A 26,166-nucleotide genomic window follows, 5' to 3' on the forward strand; every position below is an offset into this window, starting at 1 on the left:
AATCCCATTTATAATAGCATTATTAAGCGAGAAAATCCAAGCTCTTTACCCGAGCACGTGTTCGATAAAAATAGTGGTATGCTGGGCCAGATCCACTTCTTTGACCTCCAGGTCACTGCCGCCCTCCTGCTTCACGATCCGGACGATCGGACGGCCCGGCAGTCCTCTGTGCTGGCCGACCACGACGCCCGTCTCACGCGAGGACAAGCGGACGGAAGTGCCCGTCGAATAGATGGATACCGTCCGCAGGAATTGGATGAGCACTTCGCGGTCAAGCTTGGTCCCGGCCAGCGCCATCATGTGCTCAATGGCTACATGAGGCAGCATTCCCGTCTTTAATTCATCGCTGCGGAGCAAATTGTCGTACGTATTCGCAACGGATACGATGCGGGCGTAGAGATGAATCTGGTCGACCAGCAGCCTTCTGGGCTGACCTAAGCCGTCCGGCGTCTCGTGATGCTGAAAAGCCACGTGTGCGATCAGCAGACTGTATTCTCGCTTGTGCTTCAGCAGTTCAAACCCTCGCCATGTATGATGCAGCCGTTCATCCGGCGACTTGTCGTCTGTAATCGCATCCATTTTACCGATGTCGTGAAGAAGCGCTCCTGTTGCAAGCTCTTTCAGCTGGAGCTGATTGAGGCCCATGTTAATCCCGATCAGTGTAGAAATCGTACATACATTCAGCGCATGCAGATACATGTCGTTGTCCTTGGTACGAATATCCGTCAGCTGGATAAGAACATCGCTGTTCTTCATAATTTCGTTAAGGAGCGTGTCGATACTGATACTCAGGGAACGCGAATCGAAGTCTTTGCCCGAGCGGATCGTACTGAGCGTGTCCTGCATCTTTTTCATTACAATACGCTTCGTTTCATCACTGACGACTTCCGGCAGCTCGATATCTTCCGTAAGCGGATCTTGAATGTAGAGCATCGTCACTCCGATTCTCCGCAAAGTGGTGATCATATATACTGTCAGCTGCACACCTTCTGCAAGAAGAACAGCCCCGTTTCCTGAGAAAATGGTTTTACCCAGATATTGTCCTGTTTCTATGGAATCGATGGGAACATACTTCATGCCTTCCACTCCCGCTTCTTCGTTGTAAGGTTAACTGGTCTCTGCACTGATTTCCAGCTGCAGGAGAGTCGTCTTGATATTCAGCCCGCCGGCGTATCCGACAAGTTGTCCCGAGGCGCCGATGATCCGGTGGCATGGAACTAGAATGGGAACGGGATTGCGGTTATTGGCACCGCCCACTGCCCGCACTGCTTTGGGCGCCCCTATGGATTCGGCGATATCCTTATAGGAAGCCGTATCCCCATAAGGGACTTTCAGAAGCGCCGTCCATACACGGCGCTGGAACTCGGTCCCGCGCAGATCAATCGGCAGGTCGAATTCTTTGCGCCGGCCGATAAAGTATTCGTCCAGCTGCACGGCAACCGTGCGCAGACGGCCTGGGTTGCGGCGCAAGCCCGCTTGGGGCATCCAGTTCCCCTTCCACCGCTGCAGCTTCTCCAGCGCGTCAGGAAGCCCTCCAAACGCCACGGTGCACAGTCCCCGGTCCGTAGCGGCAAGCAGCAGCGGGCCTGCCGGGGACTCCTCCATCACATCATAATCAATAAACGCAGAGTCATGGCCGTCCTTCATGATTTCCATTCTCTTTCCCTTCCCCTTCCGCCTGCGGCAAACCGGCTGCCGGTTCAGGACTATTCCGGGAAGCGCCGGGCAGACTGCCGTCACGTTCCGGTTCACGGAGCAGACCCAGCTTGCTCGCTGCCTTAAGCAGCTCTTCCGACACAATGTCGTCCCGCTCATGCCGCATCGCTTCGGCGACCGCTTCGGCTGCGGCATCCCCGCCGATCTTACCGAGCGCCCATGCCGCCGTCCCCCGCAGCTCAGGCCGGGGGTCTTCTCTCAGCAGCGAGCGGAGAACAGGCACGGCGGAGCGGTCCTTGAAGTTCCCAAGCGCAAGCACGGCATTGCGCTGGATCGGTTTGCGGCCCCGCCACGCCGCCGAGCTCTGGCCGAACCTCTCCTTGAAGTCGCGGTTGCCCATCGTAAGAAGCGGAATAAGCAGCGGCTTGACGATTTCATGATCCGGCTGCAGCTCCGCATGATGCGTCCAGTTCTTGCCCTTGTTAATCGGGCAGACGACTTGGCAGGTATCACAGCCATACAGCCGGTTGCCGATTTTATCTTTAAATTCATCGGGCATGTGCCCTTTCGTTTGCGTTAGAAAGGAGATACAACGTCCCGCGTTGAGCTGTCCGGGTCCGACTAGAGCTCCGGTCGGACAGGCATCTATACAAATCGTGCAATCCCCGCACTGATCCATAATAGATGTATCGGCGGGAAACGGTACATTTGTAAGCAGCTCGCCGAGATAGACCCAGGAGCCCCACTCCGGCGTGATGACGGCGCAGTTCTTGCCGACCCAGCCGATGCCTGCACGTTCTGCAACGGCGCGGTCCACGAGGGCGCCGGTATCGACCATATCTTCGAAACGCAGACCCTCCACCCGCTCCTCCAGGAAACCGGCTAGTTTCTTCAGCCGCTCCCTCAGCACATGATGGTAATCCTGCCCCCATGCCGAGCGCGATAACATCCCCCGGTACGCGCCCTTCTCCGAGCGCGGGGGATTGCTCAGCTTGGAGGGATAAGCAACCGCAATCGCGAGAATAGACTTCGGCTCCGCCAGACTAAGCTCGGGATGCACACGCTTATCAATGTCCGGCTCCTCGAAGCCCGATTCGTAGCCTTTTTCCCTATGTCTTAACAGGATGTCTTTCAATTCATGAAAAGGCTCCGCCGAGGCGAAACCAATCTTGTCGATTCCCATCGACGGCGCCGCTTCAATCAGCTCCTGCTTCAAAAGAAGCCATTCCTTGGCGGATGCTGATGTCACGGACAAGCGCATCACAATTCCTCCTTTGCCTCTAGCATTACTTCCGGGTTATAACCCGCTCATACTGGACGGCGGCCAGACGATCCACTCCGCGCGACCGATCAGCCCTTCCTCGGGTACGGAGCCGAAAAAGCGGCTGTCCAGGCTGCCTTCACGGCGGCGGTTGTCCCCCATAACGAACAAGGTTCCTTTCGCTACCACAAGAGGGCCGAAATCGCCATCTTCGATTCGCGCATCCGAATAAGGCTCTACCGCTTCCTCGCCGTCGATATACAGGCGTCCGTCCGCAATTTCAACACGCTGCCCGGCAGTGGCAACGATCCTTTTGACCAGATAAGGATGCTGACCCCCGTTCACGGAAGCGGGTTCTTTCAAGATCACCATATCTCCTCGCCCGAATTCACCCATCCAGGGCACTGTTTTATTAACGAACAACCACTGTCCCGGCTGCAGTGTCGGCTGCATAGACGTTCCCCGTACCATTGAAATGTTGAATCCCCAGCGCTGAATAACCAGAACCGCCAATATAATCAGCAGAACGGTCCCGGCTGCATGCCGCAGTTCTTTCCGGCTCCTCACGCGCGCTTGCCCAGAATCTGCAGATGCAGCGGTCTTCCTAGTAGTCTGCCCGGAATGCGACACATCAGACCTCCGTTCCACGGTCCTTCCATAACTGATAATACCTTCTCACACTCTCGTCATGAAAAGGAGCGTCCGATCTCTCGATCCGCTTCAGCAAGGAGTCCAGTCCTGCTTTGACCTTCGTTTCTACCAGCGACGGGTAACGGTACAGGTGCTTGTGATGTTCATATTCTTCCTGGTCCACGATATGGACATCGCCCGCAGGCATCCGAATCACATCCAGATCATAATCAATATATGTCAGTACATGACCGGCCTGATAGACCGGAGAAGCGACGTTGCAGTAATATCGCACTCCCCCCTCTTCGAGCAAAGCCACGATGTTGTACCATTCTCCCGGAATAAAAAAAGAGACACCCGGAATCCGGCTTGTCCATTCTTTTCCGTCTGATTCCTGAATCTTCGTCTGATTGTTAATCAGTACGATCATGGCCTCACGCTTGTGCTCGGGCAGAAGCTCTTCCTCCGGAACTTTCCAGTTCTCCAGCCACATCCTGTGCAGATGGCCGTCATGCTTGAAGCTTTTAATTATGCGATGCGTAAAAGAATCCATTCAACTCTGCCCCTCTATATTAATCCCGCTCATTCCGGCATTGGAACGTACACGCTTATGATCCTGCAATCATGAATAGACAGGCAGTCATTATATCCGTTAAACCTTCATGGTCATTTATCATTGGTTCCACTAACTGATGATCCGGTAAAGGAAGCGGCCAGGAAACAGTCCGGCATCCTAAAGATTCATTGCCTTAACCTTATTTTGGCGATGAAAAAAGCTCCGTCCGGAGCCTGCATACACCCTGCCAAACAACAAAGGCATATCTTCCTCCCGGGAACGGAGCTTGTCCGCTTCGACAAAAAGATATGCCTTCATTATACAATAATTGATCCCTACATGCTCGCTTTCTTTACAATGCTAAGCCGATTTGCGCTGCGTGTAAAATCAGACGGGCTGTAGCCTACTGACTCATAAACAGGAAGCACCATTTCATTGTGGTGATCGACTGTCACGAGAATACGATTGACCTTCCGCTGAATAAAACGCTGTTTCATTCCTTCAATTAACGCCTTGCCGATTCCTTTACGGCGGTGTCCGGGTGCGACGGCGAGCCGGTAATAGTACCCTTTGTTATCATCAATAGTACCAATCACCATGCCAACCAGTTCTCCCTGATCCTCCGCAACCAAAACTAATTCGCCATCCCATGACAGCTGTTTAGCAAAAGCCTGCATGGTTTCTTTGTAACAAAGTTCACTGAGTGCTTCTTGAAGCAAACCCGAGATGAGGCTGTAATCAGACAATCGAAAAGAACGAACACGCATGAGGTCCACTCCCACAAATCAATTTGTAAGGATAATCTTACGACAAAAAACGCCGAAAATCCTCTCTTTTTTTAAAAAAACTGTAGTTTTCTTAACAAATTTAATGTAACCGCTTTAAATTAAGCGGTTACATTTGCATTATTCCTTTTAACCGCCTAAAAAGAACTAATTTTACCAGGAAGTGAGTCTCGCTTCCTGTGTCTATAAGCCTCCATTAATTCCGCTCCCCCTGCGTAAGGATAAACACAAGTTAGCCTCATCTCGCTGCCGTTGTCCAAATACAAAACAGCAACCCGCTTCCTCCTCATCCGGTTACCAATTTATGAAACAGGTAACAAGGTCCTACCTCATCGCGCAAAAACTTGTTATACTTAAAAAGTTTTTGTTTAGAATATGCAAAACCGGGCACAAAAATATACAACAAGAGAGGTGCTGCATGATTGATTTATTGCAAACAATAATTGATTCCCTGAACAATTTTCTGTGGTCCAAGCTTCTGATCGTTCTCCTCATCACTGTCGGTCTTTATTTTACTTATCGATCGAAGTTTATGCAGTTCCGTATGCTCCGGGATATGTTTCGGGTCTTGTTCGAGTCCAAAGGCGGCTCCCGTGACGATATTTCACCCTTCCAGGCGTTCTGTATCAGTATGGCCGCCCGTGTCGGGACAGGGAATATTACAGGCGTAGCCATCGCCGTAGCTCTGGGGGGCCCCGGTGCCGTATTCTGGATGTGGGTCATCGCCATAATCGGCTCGGCTTCAAGCTTTGTGGAAAGCACGCTGGCCCAGGTCTATAAAATCCGGGATAAGAACGGCTTCCGCGGAGGACCGGCCTACTATATGCAGACCGGGCTCAAGAAGCGCTGGATGGGCGCTCTATTCGCCGTCCTGATTACGATTTCGTTCGGGCTTGTATTTAATGCCGTCCAGTCCAACACCATTACCATCGCTTTCGAGAACTCATTCGGGACCGACCGCCTGACGGTCGGAATCATTATGACGGTTATATTGGCGGCGATTATATTCGGCGGTGTCAAACGCATTGCCAAGATGTCCGAATACATCGTTGTCGTGCTTGCCGCCGTTTATATCGGCGTAGCCTTGGTCATCGTACTGATGAACATCACGGAAATGCCTGCCGTACTGGCTCTGATCGTGAAGAGCGCGTTCGGCTTCGAGCAGGTCGCGGGCGGTTCGCTCGGGGCGGCGCTTATGCAGGGCGTGAAACGCGGCCTCTTCTCCAATGAAGCGGGTATGGGAAGCGCGCCGAATGCCGCAGCAACGGCAACCACCTCCCATCCGGCCAAGCAAGGGCTGATCCAATCTCTGGGTGTCCTGTTCGACACACTGGTTATTTGCACCAGCACCGCGTTTATCGTCCTGCTTTCCGGGTCCTATACCGATCCGAGTCTTAACGGCATCGAACTGACACAAGCGGCATTAAGCGTTCATATGGGTTCATGGGCTTCGGGTTTTCTGGCCATCATGGTATTCTTATTTGCGTTCAGCACGCTGCTGGGCAATTATTATTACGGTGAAACCAACATTGAATTCCTGAATTCCAATAAAATCTGGGTCCAGCTTTACCGGATTGCGGTTATGGCCATGGTTATTTTCGGCTCTATCGCCCAAGTTCAATTGGTATGGGATTTGGCCGATTTGTTTATGGGTCTCATGGTTGTGGTCAACCTGATCGCGATTACCCTGCTGTCAAAAATCGCTTTCTCTGTCTTACAGGATTACATCAAACAGAGAAAAGCGGGCAAAGATCCCGTGTTTACGAAAGACCATGTTCCGGGACTCGACAATATTGAATGCTGGGACCCGGCTGCTCCTGATCCGGATCCATCACGAACGCGTTAACGACTCATCAATCAAGTTAACCGAGGACTGGCAAACCCAGTGTGCACGGAACTTCTCCGGCAAAACGGACCGTCCTTTTCAATAAAATAACTTTTAAGACCCAGCCCCAGTCCGGTATTCTGCCGGGTTGAGGCTGTTTGTCTTCTTTCACGGAAAAAAAATCCCCTGAAGTAAGACGCGCGGGTTACATCACACCGTCTACTTCAAGGGATTTTTATCAACAAAGGCAGGCTCTTTCACCGGCCTAGCATATTTTCAAAAAGAATGATTGCATACAAACCGCCTATACGGCAGTACAACCCTACTCGACTGCAAAAAATCTTGGAAGATACGCCTTGTTCTGCTCCAGCATTTCTTCGAGCATCTTCTCGGCATCGTTAACCGAAGAAATAAGAGGATGGTGGGCAAGCGCCTGCAGCGCGATGCTGCGGTCGCCTGTAATTGCAGCTTCAATCGCGAGCACTTCGTACGTTTTGACTGCACAGATCAGACCTTTAATCGACTCTGGAACTTTTTTGACGGTAACCGGAATCGGCCCCTGCTTAGTCACAATACAGTTAACCTCGATACAAGCATCGCCGGGAAGGAAATCCAGCGCGCCGTTATTCGGTACATTCAGCGTCTGGATGTCGCGTGTGTCGTTGTACAGGGAACACATAAGATTAACTGCCGCCTCCGAATAGTAAGCGCCCCCGCGCTTTTCCAGCTGCTTCGGTTTCTCGGTTAACTCAGGGTCCTTGTATAATTCGAACAGTTCTTCCTCTACGCGCTTCACTACCTCTGCACGGGTTCCGTCTTTCTTGGAAGCTTCCTGCAGTTCTTTGAGCATTTCATCTCTCAGATAGAAATATTTCAAGTAGTAAGAAGGTACTCCTCCCAGCCCGCTGATGAAGCTTTTGTTCCATTCCAGCTGCGGTACGTTCTTCGCGGAATATCCGCTGCCGCTTCCCAGCAGCTCTTCCAGCTTGGATTCACCGTTTACCGTGATCTGAGTAATCCAGTGCAGGTGGTTCAGGCCCACGAATTCCATATAAATGCTGGATGCAGGAGCATCATATTCTTTCATCAGCCATTTGTGCATACCGATAGGTGCATTGCACAAGCCGATCGATTTGATTTTGCTGTATTTAGAGAGTGCTTCCGTTACCATACCGGCCGGGTTCGTGAAGTTAAGCAGCCATGCATCCGGACAGAGCTCTTCCATGTCCCGGCAAATATCCAGAAGGACCGGGATCGTACGGAAGGCTTTCATCATGCCTCCCGGACCGGTAGTTTCCTGGCCGATAATGCCGTATTTCAGTGGAATCGACTCATCCCATGAACGTGCTTCCAGCATACCGACACGCATTTGCGTGGAGACAAAATCCGCTCCGGGAAGAGCTTCCCGGCGGTCCAGAGTCAAATTCACCTGAATCGGCAGACCCGACTTCTCGACCATTCTCTTCGCAAGATTGCCGACAATGTCCAGCTTCCATTTTCCTTGCGGAATATCTACCAGCCAGATTTCACGGACCGGAAGCCTGTCATAGTTATTGATAAACCCTTCCACGATTTCCGGTGTATAAGATGAACCCCCGCCAATAACAACAATTTTCAAGCCTTTTTCCATTTCTCTCACTCCCCGATTTAGTTTGCCTCTCTTAGGACGGACGAACTGCTTGTTTTTGCTGCCCTTGATTTAGAGCAACCTTATCTTTCAGATCCTTGCAGGATACTGATCCTGCCTTCCTATCGTGCCTGCCAAGCGCTGAAAAGGTTCTCAGCGTTTCCAGTTACATCTTAAGCTGCTTGAGACGCTCGCTTACTTCTTCGCTCACCGTCATTCCACCGCGCTGCATCGCCAGCAGCACAGAACCGACAACAGGCTCCGCTTCCAGTCTCCGGATCTTGCTGCGGGGCGCCGCCTTCTTGGCTGCTTCTTCAATGTACTTCTCCACATAGTCTCCGTCGCCGCGCATCAGTACGCTCCCCGCCAGTACGACATCGAACTCGGCTTCCGACATGCCCAGCCGCTTAATGACGGCTCCGATCGACAAGCCGAGCTCCTCCCCTTGCCTGCGGAGAATGCGGAGGGCAGCCGCATCGCCTTGCGAAGCCGCTTCGAACAGAAGCTTCGTCAAGTTGTTCGGAATTCTCTTCTCATGATCCAGGAAATCATTGAACATATCCTCAACGGACCCGTAGCCAAGCTGCTTAAGCACAAGTCCGGTCAGCAGCGTCTCTTCCTCACGTCCGTCCCAGGCACGGATCACCGTGCGGAAAGCTTCGATGGAAAGCCCGCTGCCGCCTCCGAAATCGCCAAAATCATAAGAGAAGCCGCCGCATTGATACGCTTCTCCCCGCTCATTCATCCCGGAACAGTTCACGCCTGTTCCCGAAATGACCACGACGCCCGATTGTCTCGTCGTGCCGGCACGCATGGCGACAATCGTATCGCACGCCAGATCCCAGTTCTTAAATTCCACCTTCTGCAGAATTTCCCGCAGAATGCGGAAATCCGTCTCCCGGTCTGCGCCTGCCAAGCCGAAGAAAGCAAAGGTGATATCCGGCTTGGTTAATCCTGCCTGCTGAAGTGCTTCCTCAACCGCTGCGTTGATGCTGTGTACAGCAGCAGCATGGTTAATCTGATGATTCCCCATTCCGCTCCTGCCTGTTCCGACGACATTCCCCGACTCGTCGGCAATGACGGCGTAAGTTTTGGTTCCTCCGGCGTCCATTCCCAAGTAATAGTTCACGGCTCTCCCTCTCCTGTTTCGTGCAATATATTCCATCTTTCCTACACTTACGTCCGGCAGACGGCGGTAGATTCACGAACGATTAATTCCGGTTCCAGCTTAATGGACGCGTTGCGCCTCTGGGCTCCGCTCTTAATTCTCAGGAGAAGTTTGACCGCTTCCTGAGCCATCCCTTCTGTCGGCTGCCGGATCGTCGTCAGCCGGGGATGTATATCCGCAGAAAAAGCCTGATCATCGTAGCCGATGACAGACAGCTCCTGCGGAACGTGGCGGCCCGCATCGCGGAAAGCCTCCACAATGCCAAGCGCGATGAAGTCGTCCGCTGCGAAAACCGCCGTAGGACACTCTCCTCCGGCAAGCCAGCTCTTGGCAATTTCGTAGCCGTCCCGGATGTTAAAATCAGAATCGACCATCAGATAGGGCGCAAGTCCGGCTTCCGCCATGGCATCCATATAGCCCCGTTTGCGTTCTTTAGCGCTCCGGTACAGGGCGGGGCCGCAGACATGCGCAATTCGCGTGTGGCCCAGGCCAAGCAAATGTCGGGTTGCTGTCAGCCCTCCCATATAATTATCGACATTAACAACCGAGGCGCCTGTATCTTCCAGTTGGTTATCCACCAGGACGAAAGGGATTTTCTTTCTTTTGAGCTCCAGCACATCACGCTCTTCATTGAGGGGGGACAGAAGAATAATGCCGTCCACCCGATCTTCCTGATACAGGAAATTGCTGCTCTCTCCTTTGGCAGTTTCCGCTGTCTCAGGCTCAATAGACAGAGCCAAAAAGTATCCGTGTTCCTTCAGAGCATCATTCACACTTTTGATAATTCCATCAAACAGCGTGTCTTGCAGCGTCGTAAGCGTCAGCCCGATTACGCCCGTCTTCCCCATAGCAAGACTCCGCGCAGCTGAATTTGGCCGATAGTCCAGCTCCTTAATAGCCTGGAGCACTTTCTGCCGGTTCTTTTCTCTGACGGATGGGAAATCGTTGAGAACCCGGGATACCGTAACAACCGACACACCGGCCTTCTTCGCAACGTCAAAAATACTGATTTTCATCCAATCGAACTCCCAATGTCGAATTTCTGTTCAACAGGGCTGGTTAAGAGTCCGACCCTGTTATTTTTTCTGCCCTTTCGCCAAAATCTCGTTGATGTGCTTTTGGAGCCCGGGCATGAATTATCCGGCCAGCATTCTTGATCTCATGAAAGTAAAAACGCTTTAACTTTTAATTAAAACAATAGGCGTTCATTTCATGGGAACCAAATCAGGTATCATGCTATAAACGCCTTTTTATAAACAAGGAAAAGGTGCAAAGATGCATCTTCAAGTTAATCTCCTTACGCCTCACATTCAAAAGTTAAAAGGGTTTAACTTTCATAAATTTAAGATAAACGCTTTCAGGGAGAGTGTCAATGGTTTTCTTTAGCGAGCAAGGATAAATTAAACGCTTACATATAGTGTGGCACTCCACTTCACCCAATATCAGCAGGAAGATTTAAGAATTTCCCTAAAATGGGCTTTCGCCGGGATAAGAAGCCGGACAAGCGGTTAATCCTATATACCGGAGGTGAAAAGTTATGTCCGGAGGTCATGAACGCAGACAACTGCATGAGCTGAGCTCAATAGAAGCTGCTGACTGGAATGAAGAGGAACTTGCCTACCACCATGCCGTCATGAGCGAGCTGTCGCCTTGGATGAACGCGCAGGGTTCGGCTATACATGCCCAAGTGATTCAGGAGATAGAACGGCGTAAAGAAAAAGGCCGGCCGACTTATGATACATAAATGTTGCTTTACTATCAAAATTAGCCTTATAATAAAATGGAATGGTAATAGTGATCACTCATCACATTAGGAGGTAATTAAAATCATGGCACATCAACTACCTGCTCTACCTTATCCGAATAACGCTCTGGAACCTCACATCGATGCAACTACGATGGAGATTCACCATGACCGTCACCACAACACATACGTGACTAACCTTAACGCGGCTCTTGAAGGACATGCAGAACTGCAAAGCAAATCCCTGGAGGATCTGATCAGCGATCTGAACAGCCTTCCTGAAAGCATCCGTACCGCAGTTCGCAACAACGGCGGCGGCCATGCAAACCACTCCCTGTTCTGGGAAACAATCGGCCCGAACGCAGGCGGAGCTCCTACAGGTTCCCTGGCGCAAGCTATCGATAGCGAGCTGGGCGGTTTTGATAAATTCAAAGAAGACTTTGCTAAAGCTGCAACAACTCGTTTCGGCAGCGGCTGGGCATGGCTTGCACTGGGCAAAGACGGCCAACTGAAAGTATACAGCCTGCCTAACCAGGACAGCCCGCTCTTCGAAGGCGACACGCCGCTTCTTGGCCTGGACGTATGGGAGCATGCTTACTACCTGAACTACCAGAACAAGCGTCCGGGCTACATCGCCGCTTTCTGGAATGTTGTTAACTGGGATGCTGTTAATACGCGTTACGAAGCTGCTAAGAAGTAATTTCAGCTTAACGGGATACACCGGCACTCTCCTATGTCCTCCGGACATAGGAGAGTGCTTTTTTTGTGTGATGTAACGGCACGTGGGGGCATGGTTATTATTGACGTTGTATTATTTGTGATATTTGGAAACATTTAGGGTGATTTGGGATTTTGGGATTTTTGGGGTTTAAGGGGTTTAAGGTCATTTAGGGTCATTTAGGGTCATTTAGGGTCATTTAGGGTCATTTAGGGTCATTTAGGGTCATTTAGGGTCATTTATGGTCATTTATGGTCATTTGGTGTCGTTTCGGGTCGTTTCGGGTCGTTTCGAGTTTTTAGGTTTGGTTAGGGATTGGTTAGTTTCATTTAAGTTCCTTTAGTTTTATTTGGTGCCATTTAGTTTAATCGAGCATTTATTTGGAGTCGTTTGGAGTCGTTTGGAGTCGTTTGGAGTCGTTTGGAGTCGTTTGGAGTCATTTGGAGTCATTTGGAGTCATTTGGAGTCATTTGGAGTCATTTGGAGTCATTTGGAGTCATTTGGAGTCATTCGGAATCGTTTGCGGTTATTTGCCGCCGCTGCTCTCACTAAGTCGAGGCTGCTAATCGTCCGGCTGCACAAAGGGCCCGCCTCTTTAGGATATCCGCGATTGCCTGCCATGCAAGCTTCTTCATCACATCAATCTAGTCGAGGCAGGCCCACCCATTGAATGAAACGAATCTTACTTTAAATCATATTCTTATAATGAACATGGAACATAATTATTCACGGAGTTAACCAACCCGTTACAGCCGGCTCTATGTCTGCTCTCAGCCGCTTAGGCTCAAGCATCCGGCTTGTCCGCTTTTACGGCCGGCTGGGTCCGTGTTCCTCCTCGTACATCTTCAGCACGCGCAGGAACACGTTCGGGAACGCGTAGCGTTCCATCTCCTCCGGTGCCATCCAGCGGTACCGGTACGGGAGTTGGCCCGCCGGCGCGCCGGCTGAGCCGCCCAGACGGCAGCGGTACACCTTCATGTCCCAGTACAGGTGACTGAAGGTGTGGTTCGTGTCCGCGATCCATTCCTGAGGCAGCACGTCCACGTGCTCCTCATCCGCGAGCGCGGACTGCAGCAGCGCCATGTTCCGCGCATCACCGCCCCAGGCGGGGCTGTCTGCGGAACCCGCGGCCCCGCGGCGGCCCCGCCTGGCCGCGGAAGCCGGTGCGATGCCCCCCGCGGCGGCATCGCCAGGGTCCCCGGGCGCCGCCAGGACGGTGCCCGCATCTCCGGCGGCTGACTGTGCCGCCGCTTCGTCCGCCCCCGGCTCCGCGGTGCCGGGGGACACCGCTGCCATAGGCGCGTCTGGACCACCCGCAGATGGTCCCAGCACGACATGCGGCAGCTCCCACATCCGGGCGAGGAGGCCTTCCTGCGGGCGCTGGCGGATAAGAATCCGCCCCGCGTTCTCGCCCTCGCCCTCGATGAGAGCTACAAGCCGCCGCTCCGGCATAGGCGGCTTCGCTTTGGTCTTCACCGGCAGCGTCTCTTCCCTGCCGGCCAGCCTGCCCGCGCATTGATCCATGACGGGACAAGTCAGGCACTGCGGCGACCGCGGGGTGCAGACCATCGCGCCAAGCTCCATGAGTGCCTGGTTGAAATCTCCTGCCGCACCCTCGGGGATAAGATCACGGGCCAGCTTCTCCATGCCGATCCTCGCAGCAGGTTTGGCAATATCATCTTCGATCAAGAAATATCTCGACAATACACGCATCACATTGCCGTCTACGGCCGGCTCCGGTTTGTTATACGCGATGCTCAGCACAGCGCCTGAGGTATAAGGCCCCACGCCGCGGAGTGAAGAAAACTCTTCCTTGCTGTCGGGAACCGTCCCGCCGTACTGTTCATGAACTTCGCGGACAGCCTGTTGAAGGTTCCGGGCCCGTGAATAATACCCGAGTCCTTCCCAAGCCTTCAGCACTTCATCTTCCGGTGCCGTAGCAAGCGCCTCTACCGTAGGGAACAGCTCCGTAAACTTGTGAAAATAGGGAATAACCGTATCTACACGCGTCTGCTGCAGCATGACTTCTGAGATCCAGATATGGTAAGGATTCCGGCTTCGTCTCCAGGGAAGATCACGCCGATGTATCAAATACCACGCCAATAAATGGGTGGAGAAAAATTGCTTTTGCTCCGCAGGATATTCAGTGAAAACTCTGCTTGCTTTGGAGCCGGCAGCCTTGGTCCGCTTCACCGCTCCGACCGGTTTTTCCTCTAACGGATGTTCGCTGCCGCTTTCAGGCTGTTGTCGTTTAGACATTCGTAACAGTTCTCCTCTCCGGCATTTCTCAAACCTCTATTATAAAACAAACAACACAGAGATGGAACAGCCGGGAGTCCAGCTTGTTTTTACCGCTGTAATTGGTTATTCTTGTCGTAATCGCATTAACGGACTATTGGTACGGAAACGGAGGCACACGCTAATGAATGAAGCCCGTCTTGGGGCAGGCCTGCCGGCAGGAGCCCACTCTGGTCTGCGCTGGCTGACGCCTTTTCTGGCGCTTTGGGGCATACATGGAATTGGAGCGGCTGCTGTTGAATTTTTTGAAGTATGGATTGATCTGCGCTGGCTGGCACAGGCATTATTTATAGGGGCCGTGCTGATAAGTATTCTGCTTTGGCTGCGTGTAACACGCAGGACGAATGCGGCACGGGGCGGTTCCATCACCATCATCATGCTTGCTTTCCCGGCTGCCATGCTGATCGGAGCGGTCGCGGCACTTGAATATGTACAGGCTGTCGGACCTTTTTTTACCCCTCTGTTGAGGTCGTTCCTGTTATCGGTTGTGTATGTGCTTCTGGGTACCGCTATCGACAAACGCCTTTTCTGGCTGGGCTTATGGCTCTTCACCCTTACCGTCATCATTGCACTCTGGTATCTCGGCTACTCGGGCGTCATTCTTCAAGGCATGAGCGGCTTGAGCCTGCTGGTATGCGCCTGGTCGCTGTCACGTACACAGTCCCGCGTATCTGCCGAATAGTCTCCTGAGCGTGCGCTGCCCTAACAGACACCTGTGCTTTACTCTATATTCACCTGCATCCCTTCAGCCTTACATTCAATAAACCGCCGGTCCTGAAGTGACCCCAATTGTCAGACACATTCTAACAATTGGGGTCATTTCATCCACTGGACTGGCGGTTTATTTTTGACTTTTTGATTCCGGATATTTCCTGGCATTCCGAAGAAAGATGAGCGGTATCAAGCCCCGGTTATTACCGTACATTGCATAATGCTGTTTTCCGCTATAACTCGTGGTATGCAATCGCCCTAGCACTGGTGATCCGGCTGCTCCGCTACCGCATAAGCGGCCGCAAGAGATCCGGTGTGGGTGATGCTGATATGGATAAGAAGCTCCGGGTGCAGGCCGAGTCTGTCTCTTGCCGCTGCCGAAATCCGGCAGTGAGGCTTGCCGAGCTCATCCGGCACGATGCTTATGTCCTGAAAGCCGACCTGCTTACCGATGCCGCAGCCCAATGCTTTGACCACAGCTTCTTTAGCGGCAAACCGCCCGGCGGCGAACTCCTTCAGCCTGCCTTGGCGCCGATCCGCTAAATCCCTCTCTTCCTCCGTCAGAATCCGCCGGAGAAACCGGCCGCCCGACGGTTCTTTGATTATATCCGCAATCCGCCCGATCTCAACAAGATCCATTCCGACTCCCTTGATCATACTGTGTTCCTCCTCCCCTTACGATAGTTCCCGTCTGGTCAAGAAGCTGACTTAATACCGGCGCATCGGCACTGGGCGGGCTTCCAATTATAAAACCAAAAAAAGGAAGAGCCCGGGGCTCCTCCGCTATTTTTTCTTAGATCCCAGGAATCCCTCTGCGCTTGTGATGCGTCTTCTGGTAGTGTTTCTCCAGCTTGTCCGCCACAGCAGGATCGATTTGTTTGCCCTCGAGATAATCGCTGTTATCTTCGTAACTGATCCCCAGCTCTTTCTCATCGGTCTGCCCTTCCCATAATCCTGCGGTCGGAGCTTTATTAACGATGCTGTCCGGCACACCGAGGCCGGCCGCTACAGCGCGGACCTGCCGTTTGTTAAGTGAGCTGAGCGGCGTAATATCCACGGCTCCGTCTCCCCACTTCGTGAAGAAACCGGTAATCGCCTCCGAGGCGTGATCGGTTCCTACGACAAGAAGGTTCATTTCAAACGCAATGGCATACTGCACAACCATCCGCATTCTTGCTTTTACATTACCCTTGCCTTCTTTGGTCATATGACGGGAATCGCCGATTCCTTTCAGCCCGTACTCCACCTCAAGCGCTACTTCGTTAACGGATTCCTCAATGTTCGTTTCCATCCGGTATTTCAGATCGAACGCATCCGCTGTCGCGTAGCTGTCATGGATGTCCTCCTGCTTGCCATAAGGCTGGAAAACCCCGACTGTCTTATATTCTTTGCCCGTCTCCACTGTTAGTTCATCCGTTGCTTTTTTGCACAGGCCTGCAGCCACTGCACTGTCAATTCCTCCGCTGATTGCGATCAGAAGACCGCTAACCCCCGCCTTTTTCACATAATCCTTCAGAAAGTCTACCCGTTTACGGATCTCTTCCTGTACATCTATAGCCGGTTTAACGCCGAGTTCTTGGATAATCTCTTGCTGTAAACTCATTTTGTCATCCTCCTTCTCCACTCCTAAAGATTTGTATCTATATTACCACAAAAAAAATCACCCCAACCATCGTATGGTCAGGGGCGACTTTTTTTAGCGGTTTTCTTAGCGGCTTTCTCAGGTTACCCTCTCAAGTCTGACGTCTTAGTTACTTGTAACTGTAATGTTCGTAGGCGTTGATTTCACGATCCCGCCGCCGCCGAAAGTAACGGTAGCACCCGGTTGAAGCGTGCTGTTCCATCCGGTACCTTTAATCACATAATGATTGTTGGTTTTGCTGACAATCGTAGCATCCCAAATCGCATTGATATCGCCGCCGGCATAGTCAAACTCTAATTTCCAGTTGGTAATTGCCGTTGTACCGGTATTTTTGATGGAGAAGCTGTAGTTGTAACCCGTTCCCCAATCGCTTGTTACTTTAAAAGTAGACTCGACTCCGGGGCCCGGATTAGTCGTGCCGGTGTCCGTCGTAACGGTAACAGAAGCCGGGGCAGACAGGTTGCCTGCCGCATCTTTGGCCTTTACGGTAAACGTGTAGGCCGTGTTCGGCTGCAGGCCTGTTACGTTAGTACTCGTGCCGGCAGCGTTCACTACATTCGTGCCGTAAGCGACTTCGTAGCCGGTGACTCCTACGTTATCCGTAGCGGCTGCCCAGCTGAGCGCGACACTGTTTGCTGTTTTACCCGTGGAAACCAGATTCGTTACCGCTGAAGGCGCCTGCGTGTCCGGCTGAGCGCCGCCTGCATTTGTTGTCACGGTAACGGATACCGGGGCAGACAAATTACCAGCCGCATCCTTCGCTTTTACGGCGAATGTATACGCCGTCGACGGCTGAAGGCCTGTAATGTTGGCAGTAGTCCCTGTCACCGTTACTTTGTTGGTGCCGTAGGAAACCTCATAGCCTGTTACCGCAACATTATCCGTGGCAGCCGTCCAGCTCAGTGCTACGCTGTTTGCTGTTTTGGAAGGCGATGTGAGGTTCGTTGCCGCTGTAGGAGCCTGTGTATCCGGTTGTACAGGGCCTCCTGTCAATAAATCGCTGGCTACTTTATCCAGCAGCTTGGTCGTACAAGAGAACTTGGGACTTGTGCGGCAGTCTGAGCTTGTTTCCCAGAACATGGCGCCGCCAAGACCCTTGCTTTTGATGTAAGCCGTCTTGGCTCCAATGGATTGAATATCGTCGTAGCTGATAAAGACTCCGTTCGTCGGGTTAAACAGGTACGGCGTCTTGGTTGTATCGTTCCAGTAACGCGTGTATCCGTTCTTGCCTACATAGTTCGCGGCGAGATCGCCGTAATCGAACGTTCCGCTGTTCCCGGATGTCCAGTCATCCCATGTCCCTGTAGGCAGCGTGCTGCCGTCCCAGCCCGGCGTACACTTCTGGTATTGCCCGTCATTGTTCGGACCGGGGGCGCAGCCCTTCCACCCTTTACCGTAGAAGGCCAGCCCCAGTACGATTTTATTCGCGGGAACGCCTTCGTTCAGATAAATTTGCACCGCATCGTTGGTGTTATATTTGCGCTTGTCGCCGACCGTCGGATCGTTCGGATCTACATACAGCGCTGCATTGTGGTTCGTCTCGGTTTCCCAGCCGCCATGGAAGTCATACGTCATGATGTTGATCCAATCAAGCACTTTGGCGATTTCAGCCAGCTGGGTGTTGTCGGCGTACTTCTGGCTCGCGCCGGAAGCAATCGTCAGCAGGTACTTCTTGCCATCCTGAGCGCCGGCCGCGTCGAGCTTCTCGCGGACTTTCTGGAGCAGCAGCGTATAATTCTGCTTGTCCGAAGGACTGTACGTGTTGCCCGCCAAACCGCCGGCCACCGGATACTCCCAGTCGAGGTCCACTCCGTCAAAACCGTAGGCACGGATGAATTCAACCGCTGAATTGGCGAAAGTCTCGCGCGTGGCAGCGCTCGCCGCCGTCTCGGAGAAGCGGTTGGACCAAGTCCAGCCTCCTACGGAAATGAGTGTCTTGAGCGAAGGATTCTTTTTCTTCAGATCGCGCATCGCCGCAAAATTACCGCAGAGCGCCTTGGTATTGCACTCATCGTAGGTGTAGCTGCCGTAAGGGGTATTCACATCCGCCCAGGGCTCGCCCACCACGATAGTTCCGTTAGGAACCTGCTTGTTCTGAAGAGGAACAGCCGGGTCTGTACAAGACCATGTATTCTTGTTCGGACTGTCCTGTGACGGATTGCCGTGACGACCGCCCCAGCAAATATCCGCAAACGCATAGTTGAGGTGCGTCAATTTCGTTGCATCGATATCGGATACTTTATAATTGCGCCCGTAAATTCCCCATGAAGTAAAATACCCGACGATTTTCTGGCTGCTGTCTGCAGCCGCAGCTTGAACGGGACTGCCTCCCGCTCCGAGCAGAGGCGTAAACGTACACAGCACAGCTAATAAGCCCACAAGGGCGGCTTTAACTCTCTTAGAACGCATATTAATATTCCCTTCTTTCTCACTTAGTCTAGTAAAGCTATAAATAACGGATTCATGAATTCACGATTCGCCCTACCTTTGTGTAAGCACTCAGCTCATAATAGATTCATTACAGGAATAAAACCGACAAAAGAAAACGCTTTCATAAAAGGTTGAAATTCTTACCGACGCACAAATTGAGTTCATTCACCTCCTCCATACCGGCAGTTTTTCACACCGCCATCCGCGACCGCACTTCATGTCATCAGACATATATTCTCTTTAAAGAAAGAATACGGTCCGATCTGGACAGTAAGGCGCCCGCGTGCCTGGATTCAGCTCACTCTTACACCCACTCGCGTTTTGTACCGGAAGCTGCATTTTGAGCGCGATGAGAAAGTCACAAGGACCTCCTTCTGCCGCCGTTATGAAAACGCTCTCTTTATATCGTAACTTTAACGAAATGTACTACCTGTGGCTATAGTCTAAAATGCTCAACATACTAGTTCCATGCTACCATTTACAGGAAATTGATATGATTCCGTCACTTGCTATTTCTTCTTTTGGCACAAATAAAAAAAAGCCCCTCCTCTTTAAGACAAAGGGGAGATGGGCTTCTTCAAAAGATTAAGCCGTGATTGGCTTGTCTTATTTGCAATATTTATCGAATGCGTCAATGAGATCGCCGGCAATCATATCAGCGGAACGATCTTCAATCTGGTGACGTTGAATAAAGTGCACCAGTTGTCCGTCTTTGAACAGCGCGATAGACGGCGACGAAGGCGGATACGGTGCCAGATACTCACGTGCCTTGGCAGTCGCTTCTTTCTCTTGGCCTGCAAAAACCGTATACAAATGGTCCGGCGTTGTTTCGTTCTGCAAAGCCTTGGCAACACCAGGACGGCATTGACCGGCTGCACAACCGCATACCGAGTTAATAACAAGCAGCAGCGTGCCTTTGGATTGCTCCAGCGCCTCTGTTACCTGTTCCGGCGTCAGCAGTTCTTTCACACCGACTCTGGTCAGATCCTCACGCATTGGCTGTACCATGTCTCTCATATATGAGTCAAAAGACATCACCATAATTGGTTCACTCCCCTGTGATCAATGTCATGGACATTATTAGATTTCCATTTATATTATACAGCCGGGGGAGGCGAAAGCAAAGGGCAAACTCATTCCGCCGCCCAATTAATGGGAATTGGAATTGTTTATCAGGCTCCTGTCCTAGGTAGCAGGAAAATTAGGACCATTCAATTTCTTGTCATGGGTTCCGGTCGGATCGGCCCCTGTCTTTCCGTTTTTATTTTCTTTTTCCTGAATATCCTGGGCTTTGGAATTGTTGCTGTTGTTGCGGGTCATGTACTCATCTCCCTTCCATTTTACTGCTAGTATGCGCCCTTTGGCCCTCCGTCATTCGGACTCTTCTATACGGCGCGATCTTCCTCCACCTCTTTACTTGCACGGATTATATAAAAAAAGAGCCTCCGGAGTCCGATCTCCGAAGGCCCAAGCATATTGGAATGTCGCGTTGAATTCGTGCAAAAGGTGTGTGATGTTCAGCAGCAGGCCCGGCTATTCCTGCTCAGAATTGCCGGCTGCCCCTTCCCTTGAATTACTCGGACTTGTCAGTCCCGCCGATTTTGGCTTTCAGCTTCTGGAGCTGCTCGTCAACCTTGGCTTGTTTCGCAGAATCAGCCGGGTTGTAGCTGCTTGAAGAGGATACGCCGTAGCCGGAAGCCGGAACATAAGGCTTGCGGGAGATTTCAGCTTCAACTTCAAGCTGAATGATTTTCTCCTCGATGCGCTGGAAGCCTCTTGAGGCGTTGCCGCTCTCGATTACACCGTTGTAGCTGACTTGCGCCATTTGCTTCTTCGCTTTAGCGAGTTGGGTGCGTGCCGCAAGCTCGTTGCGCTTGTTGCGCAGCTTGTAATACTCGTCTTTCATCTGGTGCAGCTGATGAGTCAGTTCTTCCGCCTGTCCTTTGGAGGAAGTGTGAAGGTCTGTAAACTCGGCGATTTTCTCATCGTGATACAGCTTCTCTTCCAGTGCATGACGGGCAGCTTCTTCCTGTCCATCCTTAAGTGCTGCAGCGGCTTTGCCTTCGCGGTCAGCGGACAGGCGGACGCTTTCTTCCAGACGCTGCTTCAGCTTACGCTCGTTGGCGATTTGCTTAGCAACGGTCACTTCAGCTTTGGCAATTTCCTCTTCCATGTCACGGATATATTGGTTGAGCATAACGACCGGATCTTCTACCTTGTCCAATACCTCATGAATCGACGCCTTCGTCATATCTTTAATTCTCGAAAAAACTCCCATGTTATACATCTCCTTTGAATTGGTTGTTAGATGGCTTCTGCTGTTTCTCAAGACGCTCCAGTTTACTGCGGAGCTCTTCAATTTCTTTCTTCATAGCCTTCTTCTCGATATCTTTCATCATTTCGTCAATGTTATCGGCTTTAGGTGCGGACGCTCCATACGACGAACCCGCAGGAGGTTCCTGCTTGTAGTTCTTGAAATTCTTGTCGTTCCAGCCGCCGTTATTATAGTTCTGATTTCCGCTTGGAGCACCATAATTGTTGCCGCCATAGTTGCCACCGTAGCCGCCGTTTGGGTGACCGCCGTAGGGGCCGCCGCCGTAAGGACCGCGCGGAGGATCGAATCCCGGCTCTTTAGGAACGATAAAGCTGGCAATGAAGTAAAGCAGAATCAGCGAACCGCTGGTGATGAAGACCGCAACGACTGTAAGCAGTCGCAGCAGGGTCGCATCCACATTCAGAACTTCTGCGAGTCCGCCGCAAAGCCCGGTTACTTTCTTGTCGGTACGCGAGCGGTATAGTTTTCTCATGAATTAGGACTCCTCCTGACTAATCTTGCGCCGAAGCGCTTCGAGCTCCTTCTCTAATGCCGGGTGGTTATTCTCGGAATAGCCTCCGCGGGTTGAGCGGCGGACATCACGCAAAGCGTTCGTCTCCATCTCAATGTCGCTTACATGATCTTCCATCCGGTAGAACATGCGGGGCGATGAGCTGTTATCGTGGCCCAGACGGGCGTGCATCCGCTGTTGTAAGCGGGCGGATTCGATACGGGCCAAATAATAGCCGCGCTTGTTAAGCACTTCCTGGAAGTCGGCTCGCATGATTTGGAGCTCTTCCTCAAGCTCTGCCGCGGACTGTCTGGCTTCCTCGTACAGCTTCTTATACTGATCGCTGCGCTCTTCCGCCTGAAGCTTCTCGTGCAGGATAACCCGGGCCATCTGCTCTTCGCCTGCCTTAAGGGCCAGCGATGCCTGCTGCTCGCGTTTCTCCTTCGTTTCAAGAGCGGAGAGGTATTGATGTCTGAGCGAAGTAGCGTGTGCCGTGCACTGCTGGTGCAAACGCTCGCTCTGCATGAGCTGCTCTCTTTTGGATGCGAGGTATTGATCGATCAGGCGGATAGGATCTTCACTTTCTTCCAACCGCTCGTTCAGTGTTGCAACGGTTATATCTCGGATTCTTTTTAAGATACTCATCTTATTACCACCTTCTTTTTAATCAGCATGTTAGGATAGTGGCTGGTTCGGCTTATGTGTTTGAAGTGCCTTTTAGCATCGATACGCCGAATGCGATCATGGCGACAGCGATCAGGATAATAAACAAGGTCGTCATTTTGCCCAGAAGAGCAAAGATACCGAAGAGGGCAATGACCCAGCCCAGCTTGCTTCCTCTCTTAATGCCCATATATCCGATGACAACCATCGCGATTGGGATCAAATAGCTCATGATCGGTCCGAGGTGAATGCCCAGCATATTGAGGATCATCCAAGCTCCGAAAACAATCAGTACGAGTGCGAGGCCCATGTTAGGGTTTCGTTTCATCTTTTGTTTGTCACCGCCTTTCATTGTTCGTTCTCATGTCTTTATTCTAGACGACATCAGCATCTGCCAAAACGGACTCGCGGCGGTTTTTGATCCTGGACTTAAGTCGGGGAGGGCATCAGACCTTAGGGCAACACCAGGCTTTAGCTAAGGAAAAGCCGCCAAGATCCTGCTGATGCGGGACGATTAACACGAATGACTATCAACCCGGGTAACCATCAGCCCAGTAAACCATCGCCCCATACCCGAAGCCGCTTAATGCTCTTCCTCTCATTGCGCAAAGAAATAAGAAGAGCCGTTTTATTTCATACTAAGGAATACGTGTGAGAATGCCTGGCGTTCCAAACCCAGTTCCAAAACTTAGCAAACACGCCGGTGATCTTAAGAAACTGATTTCTCTCTGAATGGTCCTCTCCGGCCGGGTATTCTTTGAAATGAAAACGATCCGTGATATGATCGAAGAAAATTTGAGTTCAGGAGTTTGATATGATTTACGATGTGATAATAATAGGCGGCGGCTCTGCCGGATTAATGGCCGCAGTAGCAGCCAGTTCAGGCGGAGCCCGGGTGCTTCTGTTGGATAAAGGTGAGAAGCTGGGACGAAAGCTGGGGATTTCCGGCGGAGGCAGATGCAATGTAACGAACAACAAAGAACAGGATGAACTTATCCGCCATATTCCAGGCAACGGACGTTTTCTCCATAGTGCATTCTCTCATTTTAATAATCAAGATATTATCGCTTTTTTTGAAGATCTCGGAATCGCGCTCAAAGAAGAAGACAACGGAAGAATGTTTCCCGTCACCGATAAAGCTAAGACCGTTGTAGAGACACTCGTCGGCCAGGTGCGCAAACAAGGCGTTCAGATCCGTACGAACAGTCCGGTAGACCGCGTTCTATACCGGGATGGCAGCGTTGAAGGCGTGCGTCTTAAATCGGGCGAGCTTCTGCACAGCCGTTGCGTCATCGTGGCATCAGGCGGCAAATCCGTCCCACAAACGGGCTCTACCGGAGACGGCTATGCTTGGGCGGAAGATGCCGGGCATACCATTACGGATCTGTTTCCGACCGAGGTGCCGCTTACATCCAGTTCAGCTTTCATCCAAAGCAAGGAGCTTCAGGGGTTGTCCCTGCGTGAGGCGGCTATGACCGTATGGAATGCCAAGGGCAAGAAGCTGATTACCCACCAGGGAGACATGATTTTTACCCATTTCGGGCTGTCCGGGCCGATTTCTCTGCGCTGCAGCCAGTTTGTCGTCAAAGAACTCGTGAAATCCCAGGCAGAGAGTGTGCTGGTCACCATTGATATGTTCCCCGATAAGAACACGGAAGAGATTTATGAAGCGACACTCGCTCTTACTAAAGCGGAATCCAAAAAGGCGATCAAAAACGTTCTTAAAAGCTATGTCTCTGAACGGATCATTCCTATCCTGTTAAAAAAAGCCGGACTGAACGAGGCCACTACCCACGACAACATCCCAAAGCAGAATTGGATGGAGCTTTGCAAGCTGATGAAGGCTTTCCCTGTACGGGTAAATGGTACGCTGTCGATTGAAGAAGCTTTTGTAACGGGTGGCGGCGTTAATTTGAAGGAAATCGATCCTAAAACGATGGAATCCAAGCTGGCCGGAGGACTGTTCTTCTGCGGAGAAGTGCTCGATATCCATGGATACACAGGCGGATATAACATTACCGCTGCTTTTGCGACCGGATATACAGCAGGCAAGCATGCGGCTATGTTCGCTGCCGATTCAGCGGCAGAGTCATAAGAACATGTCCCGGGGCGCGAGGCGTCCGCACAGCAAGCTGCAATCAATCTGTGTCCAGAACAGCCTGCTGGCCGAAAGAGCGCCTGAAAAATCCCGCTTCCTGAGAGGAACGGGATTTTGGGGTGCCTGAAATGAGGCTCATACGATTGAGAAATCAGTGCGGCTCCGGTATCGCTTAAGACAGCATGCCAGAGCGTCAGCCCGTCGGACTTGCTCAGCGCAAATGCGACCCTTTAACGGCAAGCGGGAAAATAACGTTCTGCCGTCTGACCCGCAAGGTCGGGCAGCTGAGGTTGATCGTATCCGGCAGATAAAGCTTTCAGCATAGCGGACACAGATTGAATCGGAGCCGATTCGATTTAGATCTCATTTAAATATGGATACCCGCCTGAAATCCGTCATAGTCATCATTTGAAGGATCGAAACCGGATTGAGGCTCTTCGTAGGATCCCGCCGGGTCGGGATTCGCATCAGAACGGCCGCTGAAGCCGGGCTTCTCCCGCAAATTCCCCTCCGCGTCGCTTTCCGGATCAGTGACTAAATGTGCGGGAATACGAATGTGATCCAAATCGTAAGCGGAGCTGTACAGCTGCGCCTCCTGGTAATCTTCCGCTTCACTCACACGTAATTCTCCCCCGCTCGCTTGAGCAATCTGCAAAGCGGAGGACAGATCTTGACCTTCCACATGAATATGCAGCGTTGGCTTAGCGGTTTCCATACTTATGCCAGGGCGGTAGCCGAGCTCACATAACGTATCATAAGCAAGCCTTAGTGCCTGCTCCTGCGGAAATTCAAAGAAAATGGGTATATCACTCATAGAAATATCCTTTCACATAAGTTCAATCCGCAGCATCCCCTACACCTAGCAAGAAAACCGCGGTCGTATTTATTGTCCGCAAGAACCTTTCTTTTGATACTGGATGAACCAAATTCCAAGCCCTCCCCCCAAATTTACTGTATATTCCAAAAATAGGTGCGTCCAATGCTTCCCAAACAGGTTAAACATATTCTATAGTAGAAGTATCACAGGTATTGTAAGGTACGTATCTCGATTCCGCGTGTGAGGTGTCGTCTATGCACAATCCTACTGATATCGACAGCAACAAGAATGCCGCTATGTCTGCCTATCTGTTCTTCTGGCTGCCGCTCATGATTGCCCGGCAATCCCGGTTCGCCATGTATCACGCTAATCAGGGACTGGTTCTTCTTCTGTGCGCCATCGGTTCGCATATCTTCTTGGCTGCGCTGCCGCCAGCTGCCGAACAGCTTCTTATGCCTTTTATCGATATTACAGCTATTGCGCTCATGATTGTCGGAATCCGGAATGCGCATGACGGTAGAATGAAACCGCTTCCATTTATCGGGAAAATCATCCTGGTCAAGTAGCATCGACCGCAGAAGCTTTGCCGCACTCCTCTGAAAATAGGGCGGACTTTCGGATACGGAGAAGGTCCTTCCTGGTTTTTTTACAAAATTTACAAAACATTTTCGTGTCATGAATTGACAAGCTGTGCGGGATGCGTGATAATATA

General features: G+C 51.6%; 26 protein-coding genes. 6 read left to right on the forward strand and 20 right to left on the reverse strand.

What is annotated here, in order from left to right; translation table 11 throughout:
* Positions 1-45: 45 nt before the first annotated feature.
* From EDM21_RS09535 to EDM21_RS09560, 6 genes are all read right to left on the reverse strand, one after another.
* The gene (locus EDM21_RS09535) at positions 46-1,077 is read right to left on the reverse strand and encodes an HD-GYP domain-containing protein (RefSeq protein WP_157335034.1); all 1,032 of its coding nucleotides are present in this window, start codon (positions 1,075-1,077) and stop codon (positions 46-48) included.
* Positions 1,078-1,107: 30 nt separating this feature from the next.
* Positions 1,108-1,656 carry a methylated-DNA--[protein]-cysteine S-methyltransferase gene (locus EDM21_RS25305; protein WP_275938794.1) on the reverse strand — a complete coding sequence of 183 codons (549 nt, stop codon included), beginning with the start codon at positions 1,654-1,656 and terminating at the stop codon, positions 1,108-1,110.
* Positions 1,631-2,917, reverse strand: coding sequence for a tRNA epoxyqueuosine(34) reductase QueG (gene queG / locus EDM21_RS09545; RefSeq protein WP_157335035.1), 1,287 nt, complete (start codon positions 2,915-2,917; stop codon positions 1,631-1,633). The genes EDM21_RS25305 and queG overlap by 26 nt, the downstream gene beginning before the upstream one ends.
* 36 nt (positions 2,918-2,953) lie before the next feature.
* Positions 2,954-3,547: a signal peptidase I gene (lepB, locus tag EDM21_RS09550; RefSeq protein WP_166541923.1), complete on the reverse strand. Its 594-nt coding sequence runs from the start codon at positions 3,545-3,547 to the stop codon at positions 2,954-2,956.
* A gap of 1 nt (position 3,548) precedes the next feature.
* Positions 3,549-4,100, reverse strand: a complete 552-nt coding sequence (locus EDM21_RS09555; RefSeq protein WP_157335037.1) for a DUF402 domain-containing protein — start codon at positions 4,098-4,100, stop codon at positions 3,549-3,551.
* A 338-nt stretch (positions 4,101-4,438) separates the two neighbouring features.
* Positions 4,439-4,870 (reverse strand): GNAT family N-acetyltransferase, encoded by a 432-nt coding sequence (locus EDM21_RS09560; RefSeq protein WP_157335039.1) that lies wholly within the window; start codon positions 4,868-4,870, stop codon positions 4,439-4,441.
* A gap of 436 nt (positions 4,871-5,306) precedes the next feature.
* Here EDM21_RS09560 and EDM21_RS09565 point away from each other — a divergent pair, with 436 nt between their 5' ends.
* The gene (locus EDM21_RS09565) at positions 5,307-6,734 is read left to right on the forward strand and encodes an alanine/glycine:cation symporter family protein (RefSeq protein WP_157335041.1); all 1,428 of its coding nucleotides are present in this window, start codon (positions 5,307-5,309) and stop codon (positions 6,732-6,734) included.
* 301 nt (positions 6,735-7,035) lie between these two features.
* Here the strand turns inward: EDM21_RS09565 and EDM21_RS09570 are convergent, their stop codons facing one another.
* From EDM21_RS09570 to EDM21_RS09580, 3 genes are all read right to left on the reverse strand, one after another.
* Positions 7,036-8,343 carry a 6-phospho-beta-glucosidase gene (locus EDM21_RS09570; RefSeq protein ID WP_157335043.1) on the reverse strand — a complete coding sequence of 436 codons (1,308 nt, stop codon included), beginning with the start codon at positions 8,341-8,343 and terminating at the stop codon, positions 7,036-7,038.
* A gap of 163 nt (positions 8,344-8,506) precedes the next feature.
* Positions 8,507-9,469 carry a BadF/BadG/BcrA/BcrD ATPase family protein gene (locus EDM21_RS09575; RefSeq protein WP_166541924.1) on the reverse strand — a complete coding sequence of 321 codons (963 nt, stop codon included), beginning with the start codon at positions 9,467-9,469 and terminating at the stop codon, positions 8,507-8,509.
* 47 nt (positions 9,470-9,516) lie between these two features.
* Positions 9,517-10,524, reverse strand: a complete 1,008-nt coding sequence (locus EDM21_RS09580) for a LacI family DNA-binding transcriptional regulator (protein WP_157335047.1) — start codon at positions 10,522-10,524, stop codon at positions 9,517-9,519.
* Between the two features lie 521 nt (positions 10,525-11,045).
* Here EDM21_RS09580 and EDM21_RS09585 point away from each other — a divergent pair.
* A complete protein-coding gene (locus EDM21_RS09585) occupies positions 11,046-11,252 on the forward strand; it encodes a hypothetical protein (RefSeq protein WP_157335049.1) in 207 nt (68 codons plus the stop codon).
* An 85-nt stretch (positions 11,253-11,337) separates the two neighbouring features.
* On the forward strand, positions 11,338-11,952 hold the full coding sequence (locus EDM21_RS09590; RefSeq protein WP_157335051.1) for a superoxide dismutase: 615 nt from the start codon (positions 11,338-11,340) through the stop codon (positions 11,950-11,952).
* Between the two features lie 825 nt (positions 11,953-12,777).
* Here EDM21_RS09590 and mutY read toward each other — a convergent pair.
* Positions 12,778-14,229 (reverse strand): A/G-specific adenine glycosylase, encoded by a 1,452-nt coding sequence (gene mutY / locus EDM21_RS09595; protein WP_157335053.1) that lies wholly within the window; start codon positions 14,227-14,229, stop codon positions 12,778-12,780.
* Between the two features lie 163 nt (positions 14,230-14,392).
* On the opposite strand from mutY, the gene EDM21_RS09600 reads away from it, so the two are divergent.
* Entirely contained in the window at positions 14,393-14,950 is a 558-nt protein-coding gene (locus EDM21_RS09600; protein WP_157335055.1) for a hypothetical protein, read from the forward strand.
* 287 nt (positions 14,951-15,237) lie between these two features.
* Here EDM21_RS09600 and acpS read toward each other — a convergent pair whose 3' ends face one another.
* The 9 genes from acpS to EDM21_RS09640 all read right to left on the reverse strand — a co-directional run bounded on the left by acpS (position 15,238) and on the right by EDM21_RS09640 (position 22,867).
* Positions 15,238-15,636 carry a holo-ACP synthase gene (gene acpS / locus EDM21_RS09605; RefSeq protein ID WP_157335057.1) on the reverse strand — a complete coding sequence of 133 codons (399 nt, stop codon included), beginning with the start codon at positions 15,634-15,636 and terminating at the stop codon, positions 15,238-15,240.
* A gap of 136 nt (positions 15,637-15,772) precedes the next feature.
* Positions 15,773-16,582, reverse strand: a complete 810-nt coding sequence (nadE, locus tag EDM21_RS09610) for an ammonia-dependent NAD(+) synthetase (protein ID WP_157335065.1) — start codon at positions 16,580-16,582, stop codon at positions 15,773-15,775.
* Between the two features lie 144 nt (positions 16,583-16,726).
* Entirely contained in the window at positions 16,727-19,030 is a 2,304-nt protein-coding gene (locus EDM21_RS09615; protein WP_157335067.1) for a glycosyl hydrolase family 18 protein, read from the reverse strand.
* Between the two features lie 627 nt (positions 19,031-19,657).
* The gene (locus EDM21_RS09620; RefSeq protein ID WP_068776919.1) at positions 19,658-20,092 is read right to left on the reverse strand and encodes a BrxA/BrxB family bacilliredoxin; all 435 of its coding nucleotides are present in this window, start codon (positions 20,090-20,092) and stop codon (positions 19,658-19,660) included.
* Between the two features lie 144 nt (positions 20,093-20,236).
* Entirely contained in the window at positions 20,237-20,371 is a 135-nt protein-coding gene (locus EDM21_RS25210; protein WP_268893068.1) for a hypothetical protein, read from the reverse strand.
* Positions 20,372-20,624: 253 nt separating this feature from the next.
* Entirely contained in the window at positions 20,625-21,329 is a 705-nt protein-coding gene (locus tag EDM21_RS09625) for a PspA/IM30 family protein (protein ID WP_157335069.1), read from the reverse strand.
* 1 nt (position 21,330) lies between these two features.
* Positions 21,331-21,858, reverse strand: a complete 528-nt coding sequence (locus tag EDM21_RS09630) for a PspC domain-containing protein (RefSeq protein WP_157335071.1) — start codon at positions 21,856-21,858, stop codon at positions 21,331-21,333.
* A gap of 3 nt (positions 21,859-21,861) precedes the next feature.
* Entirely contained in the window at positions 21,862-22,521 is a 660-nt protein-coding gene (locus EDM21_RS09635) for a PspA/IM30 family protein (RefSeq protein WP_157335073.1), read from the reverse strand.
* A gap of 52 nt (positions 22,522-22,573) precedes the next feature.
* Entirely contained in the window at positions 22,574-22,867 is a 294-nt protein-coding gene (locus EDM21_RS09640) for a LiaF transmembrane domain-containing protein (protein WP_068776915.1), read from the reverse strand.
* Between the two features lie 486 nt (positions 22,868-23,353).
* On the opposite strand from EDM21_RS09640, the gene EDM21_RS09645 reads away from it, so the two are divergent.
* Positions 23,354-24,634, forward strand: coding sequence for a BaiN/RdsA family NAD(P)/FAD-dependent oxidoreductase (locus tag EDM21_RS09645; RefSeq protein ID WP_157335075.1), 1,281 nt, complete (start codon positions 23,354-23,356; stop codon positions 24,632-24,634).
* Positions 24,635-25,004: 370 nt separating this feature from the next.
* Here EDM21_RS09645 and EDM21_RS09650 read toward each other — a convergent pair whose 3' ends face one another.
* A complete protein-coding gene (locus EDM21_RS09650) occupies positions 25,005-25,451 on the reverse strand; it encodes a hypothetical protein (RefSeq protein WP_157335077.1) in 447 nt (148 codons plus the stop codon).
* 257 nt (positions 25,452-25,708) lie between these two features.
* Here EDM21_RS09650 and EDM21_RS09655 point away from each other — a divergent pair, with 257 nt between their 5' ends.
* Positions 25,709-26,020, forward strand: coding sequence for a hypothetical protein (locus tag EDM21_RS09655; RefSeq protein ID WP_157335079.1), 312 nt, complete (start codon positions 25,709-25,711; stop codon positions 26,018-26,020).
* Positions 26,021-26,166: the final 146 nt, after the last annotated feature.

Source organism: Paenibacillus lutrae, from assembly GCF_009757775.1.
In the GTDB taxonomy this organism is placed as follows: domain Bacteria; phylum Bacillota; class Bacilli; order Paenibacillales; family NBRC-103111; genus Paenibacillus_F; species Paenibacillus_F lutrae.

Excerpts from the sequence above, each read along its gene's own strand:
- EDM21_RS09535 (WP_157335034.1), bottom strand. The coding sequence starts at position 1,077 with ATGAAGTATGTTCCCATCGATTCCATAGAAACAGGACAATATCTGGGT.
- EDM21_RS25305 (WP_275938794.1), bottom strand. The coding sequence starts at position 1,656 with ATGGAAATCATGAAGGACGGCCATGACTCTGCGTTTATTGATTATGAT.
- queG (WP_157335035.1), bottom strand. The coding sequence starts at position 2,917 with ATGCGCTTGTCCGTGACATCAGCATCCGCCAAGGAATGGCTTCTTTTG.
- EDM21_RS09555 (WP_157335037.1), bottom strand. The coding sequence starts at position 4,100 with ATGGATTCTTTTACGCATCGCATAATTAAAAGCTTCAAGCATGACGGC.
- EDM21_RS09560 (WP_157335039.1), bottom strand. The coding sequence starts at position 4,870 with ATGCGTGTTCGTTCTTTTCGATTGTCTGATTACAGCCTCATCTCGGGT.
- EDM21_RS09565 (WP_157335041.1), top strand. The coding sequence starts at position 5,307 with ATGATTGATTTATTGCAAACAATAATTGATTCCCTGAACAATTTTCTG.
- EDM21_RS09570 (WP_157335043.1), bottom strand. The coding sequence starts at position 8,343 with ATGGAAAAAGGCTTGAAAATTGTTGTTATTGGCGGGGGTTCATCTTAT.
- EDM21_RS09580 (WP_157335047.1), bottom strand. The coding sequence starts at position 10,524 with ATGAAAATCAGTATTTTTGACGTTGCGAAGAAGGCCGGTGTGTCGGTT.
- EDM21_RS09585 (WP_157335049.1), top strand. The coding sequence starts at position 11,046 with ATGTCCGGAGGTCATGAACGCAGACAACTGCATGAGCTGAGCTCAATA.
- EDM21_RS09590 (WP_157335051.1), top strand. The coding sequence starts at position 11,338 with ATGGCACATCAACTACCTGCTCTACCTTATCCGAATAACGCTCTGGAA.
- mutY (WP_157335053.1), bottom strand. The coding sequence starts at position 14,229 with ATGTCTAAACGACAACAGCCTGAAAGCGGCAGCGAACATCCGTTAGAG.
- EDM21_RS09600 (WP_157335055.1), top strand. The coding sequence starts at position 14,393 with ATGAATGAAGCCCGTCTTGGGGCAGGCCTGCCGGCAGGAGCCCACTCT.
- acpS (WP_157335057.1), bottom strand. The coding sequence starts at position 15,636 with ATGATCAAGGGAGTCGGAATGGATCTTGTTGAGATCGGGCGGATTGCG.
- nadE (WP_157335065.1), bottom strand. The coding sequence starts at position 16,582 with ATGAGTTTACAGCAAGAGATTATCCAAGAACTCGGCGTTAAACCGGCT.
- EDM21_RS09615 (WP_157335067.1), bottom strand. The coding sequence starts at position 19,030 with ATGCGTTCTAAGAGAGTTAAAGCCGCCCTTGTGGGCTTATTAGCTGTG.
- EDM21_RS09620 (WP_068776919.1), bottom strand. The coding sequence starts at position 20,092 with ATGGTGATGTCTTTTGACTCATATATGAGAGACATGGTACAGCCAATG.
- EDM21_RS25210 (WP_268893068.1), bottom strand. The coding sequence starts at position 20,371 with ATGACCCGCAACAACAGCAACAATTCCAAAGCCCAGGATATTCAGGAA.
- EDM21_RS09625 (WP_157335069.1), bottom strand. The coding sequence starts at position 21,329 with ATGGGAGTTTTTTCGAGAATTAAAGATATGACGAAGGCGTCGATTCAT.
- EDM21_RS09630 (WP_157335071.1), bottom strand. The coding sequence starts at position 21,858 with ATGAGAAAACTATACCGCTCGCGTACCGACAAGAAAGTAACCGGGCTT.
- EDM21_RS09635 (WP_157335073.1), bottom strand. The coding sequence starts at position 22,521 with ATGAGTATCTTAAAAAGAATCCGAGATATAACCGTTGCAACACTGAAC.
- EDM21_RS09640 (WP_068776915.1), bottom strand. The coding sequence starts at position 22,867 with ATGAAACGAAACCCTAACATGGGCCTCGCACTCGTACTGATTGTTTTC.
- EDM21_RS09645 (WP_157335075.1), top strand. The coding sequence starts at position 23,354 with ATGATTTACGATGTGATAATAATAGGCGGCGGCTCTGCCGGATTAATG.
- EDM21_RS09650 (WP_157335077.1), bottom strand. The coding sequence starts at position 25,451 with ATGAGTGATATACCCATTTTCTTTGAATTTCCGCAGGAGCAGGCACTA.
- EDM21_RS09655 (WP_157335079.1), top strand. The coding sequence starts at position 25,709 with ATGCACAATCCTACTGATATCGACAGCAACAAGAATGCCGCTATGTCT.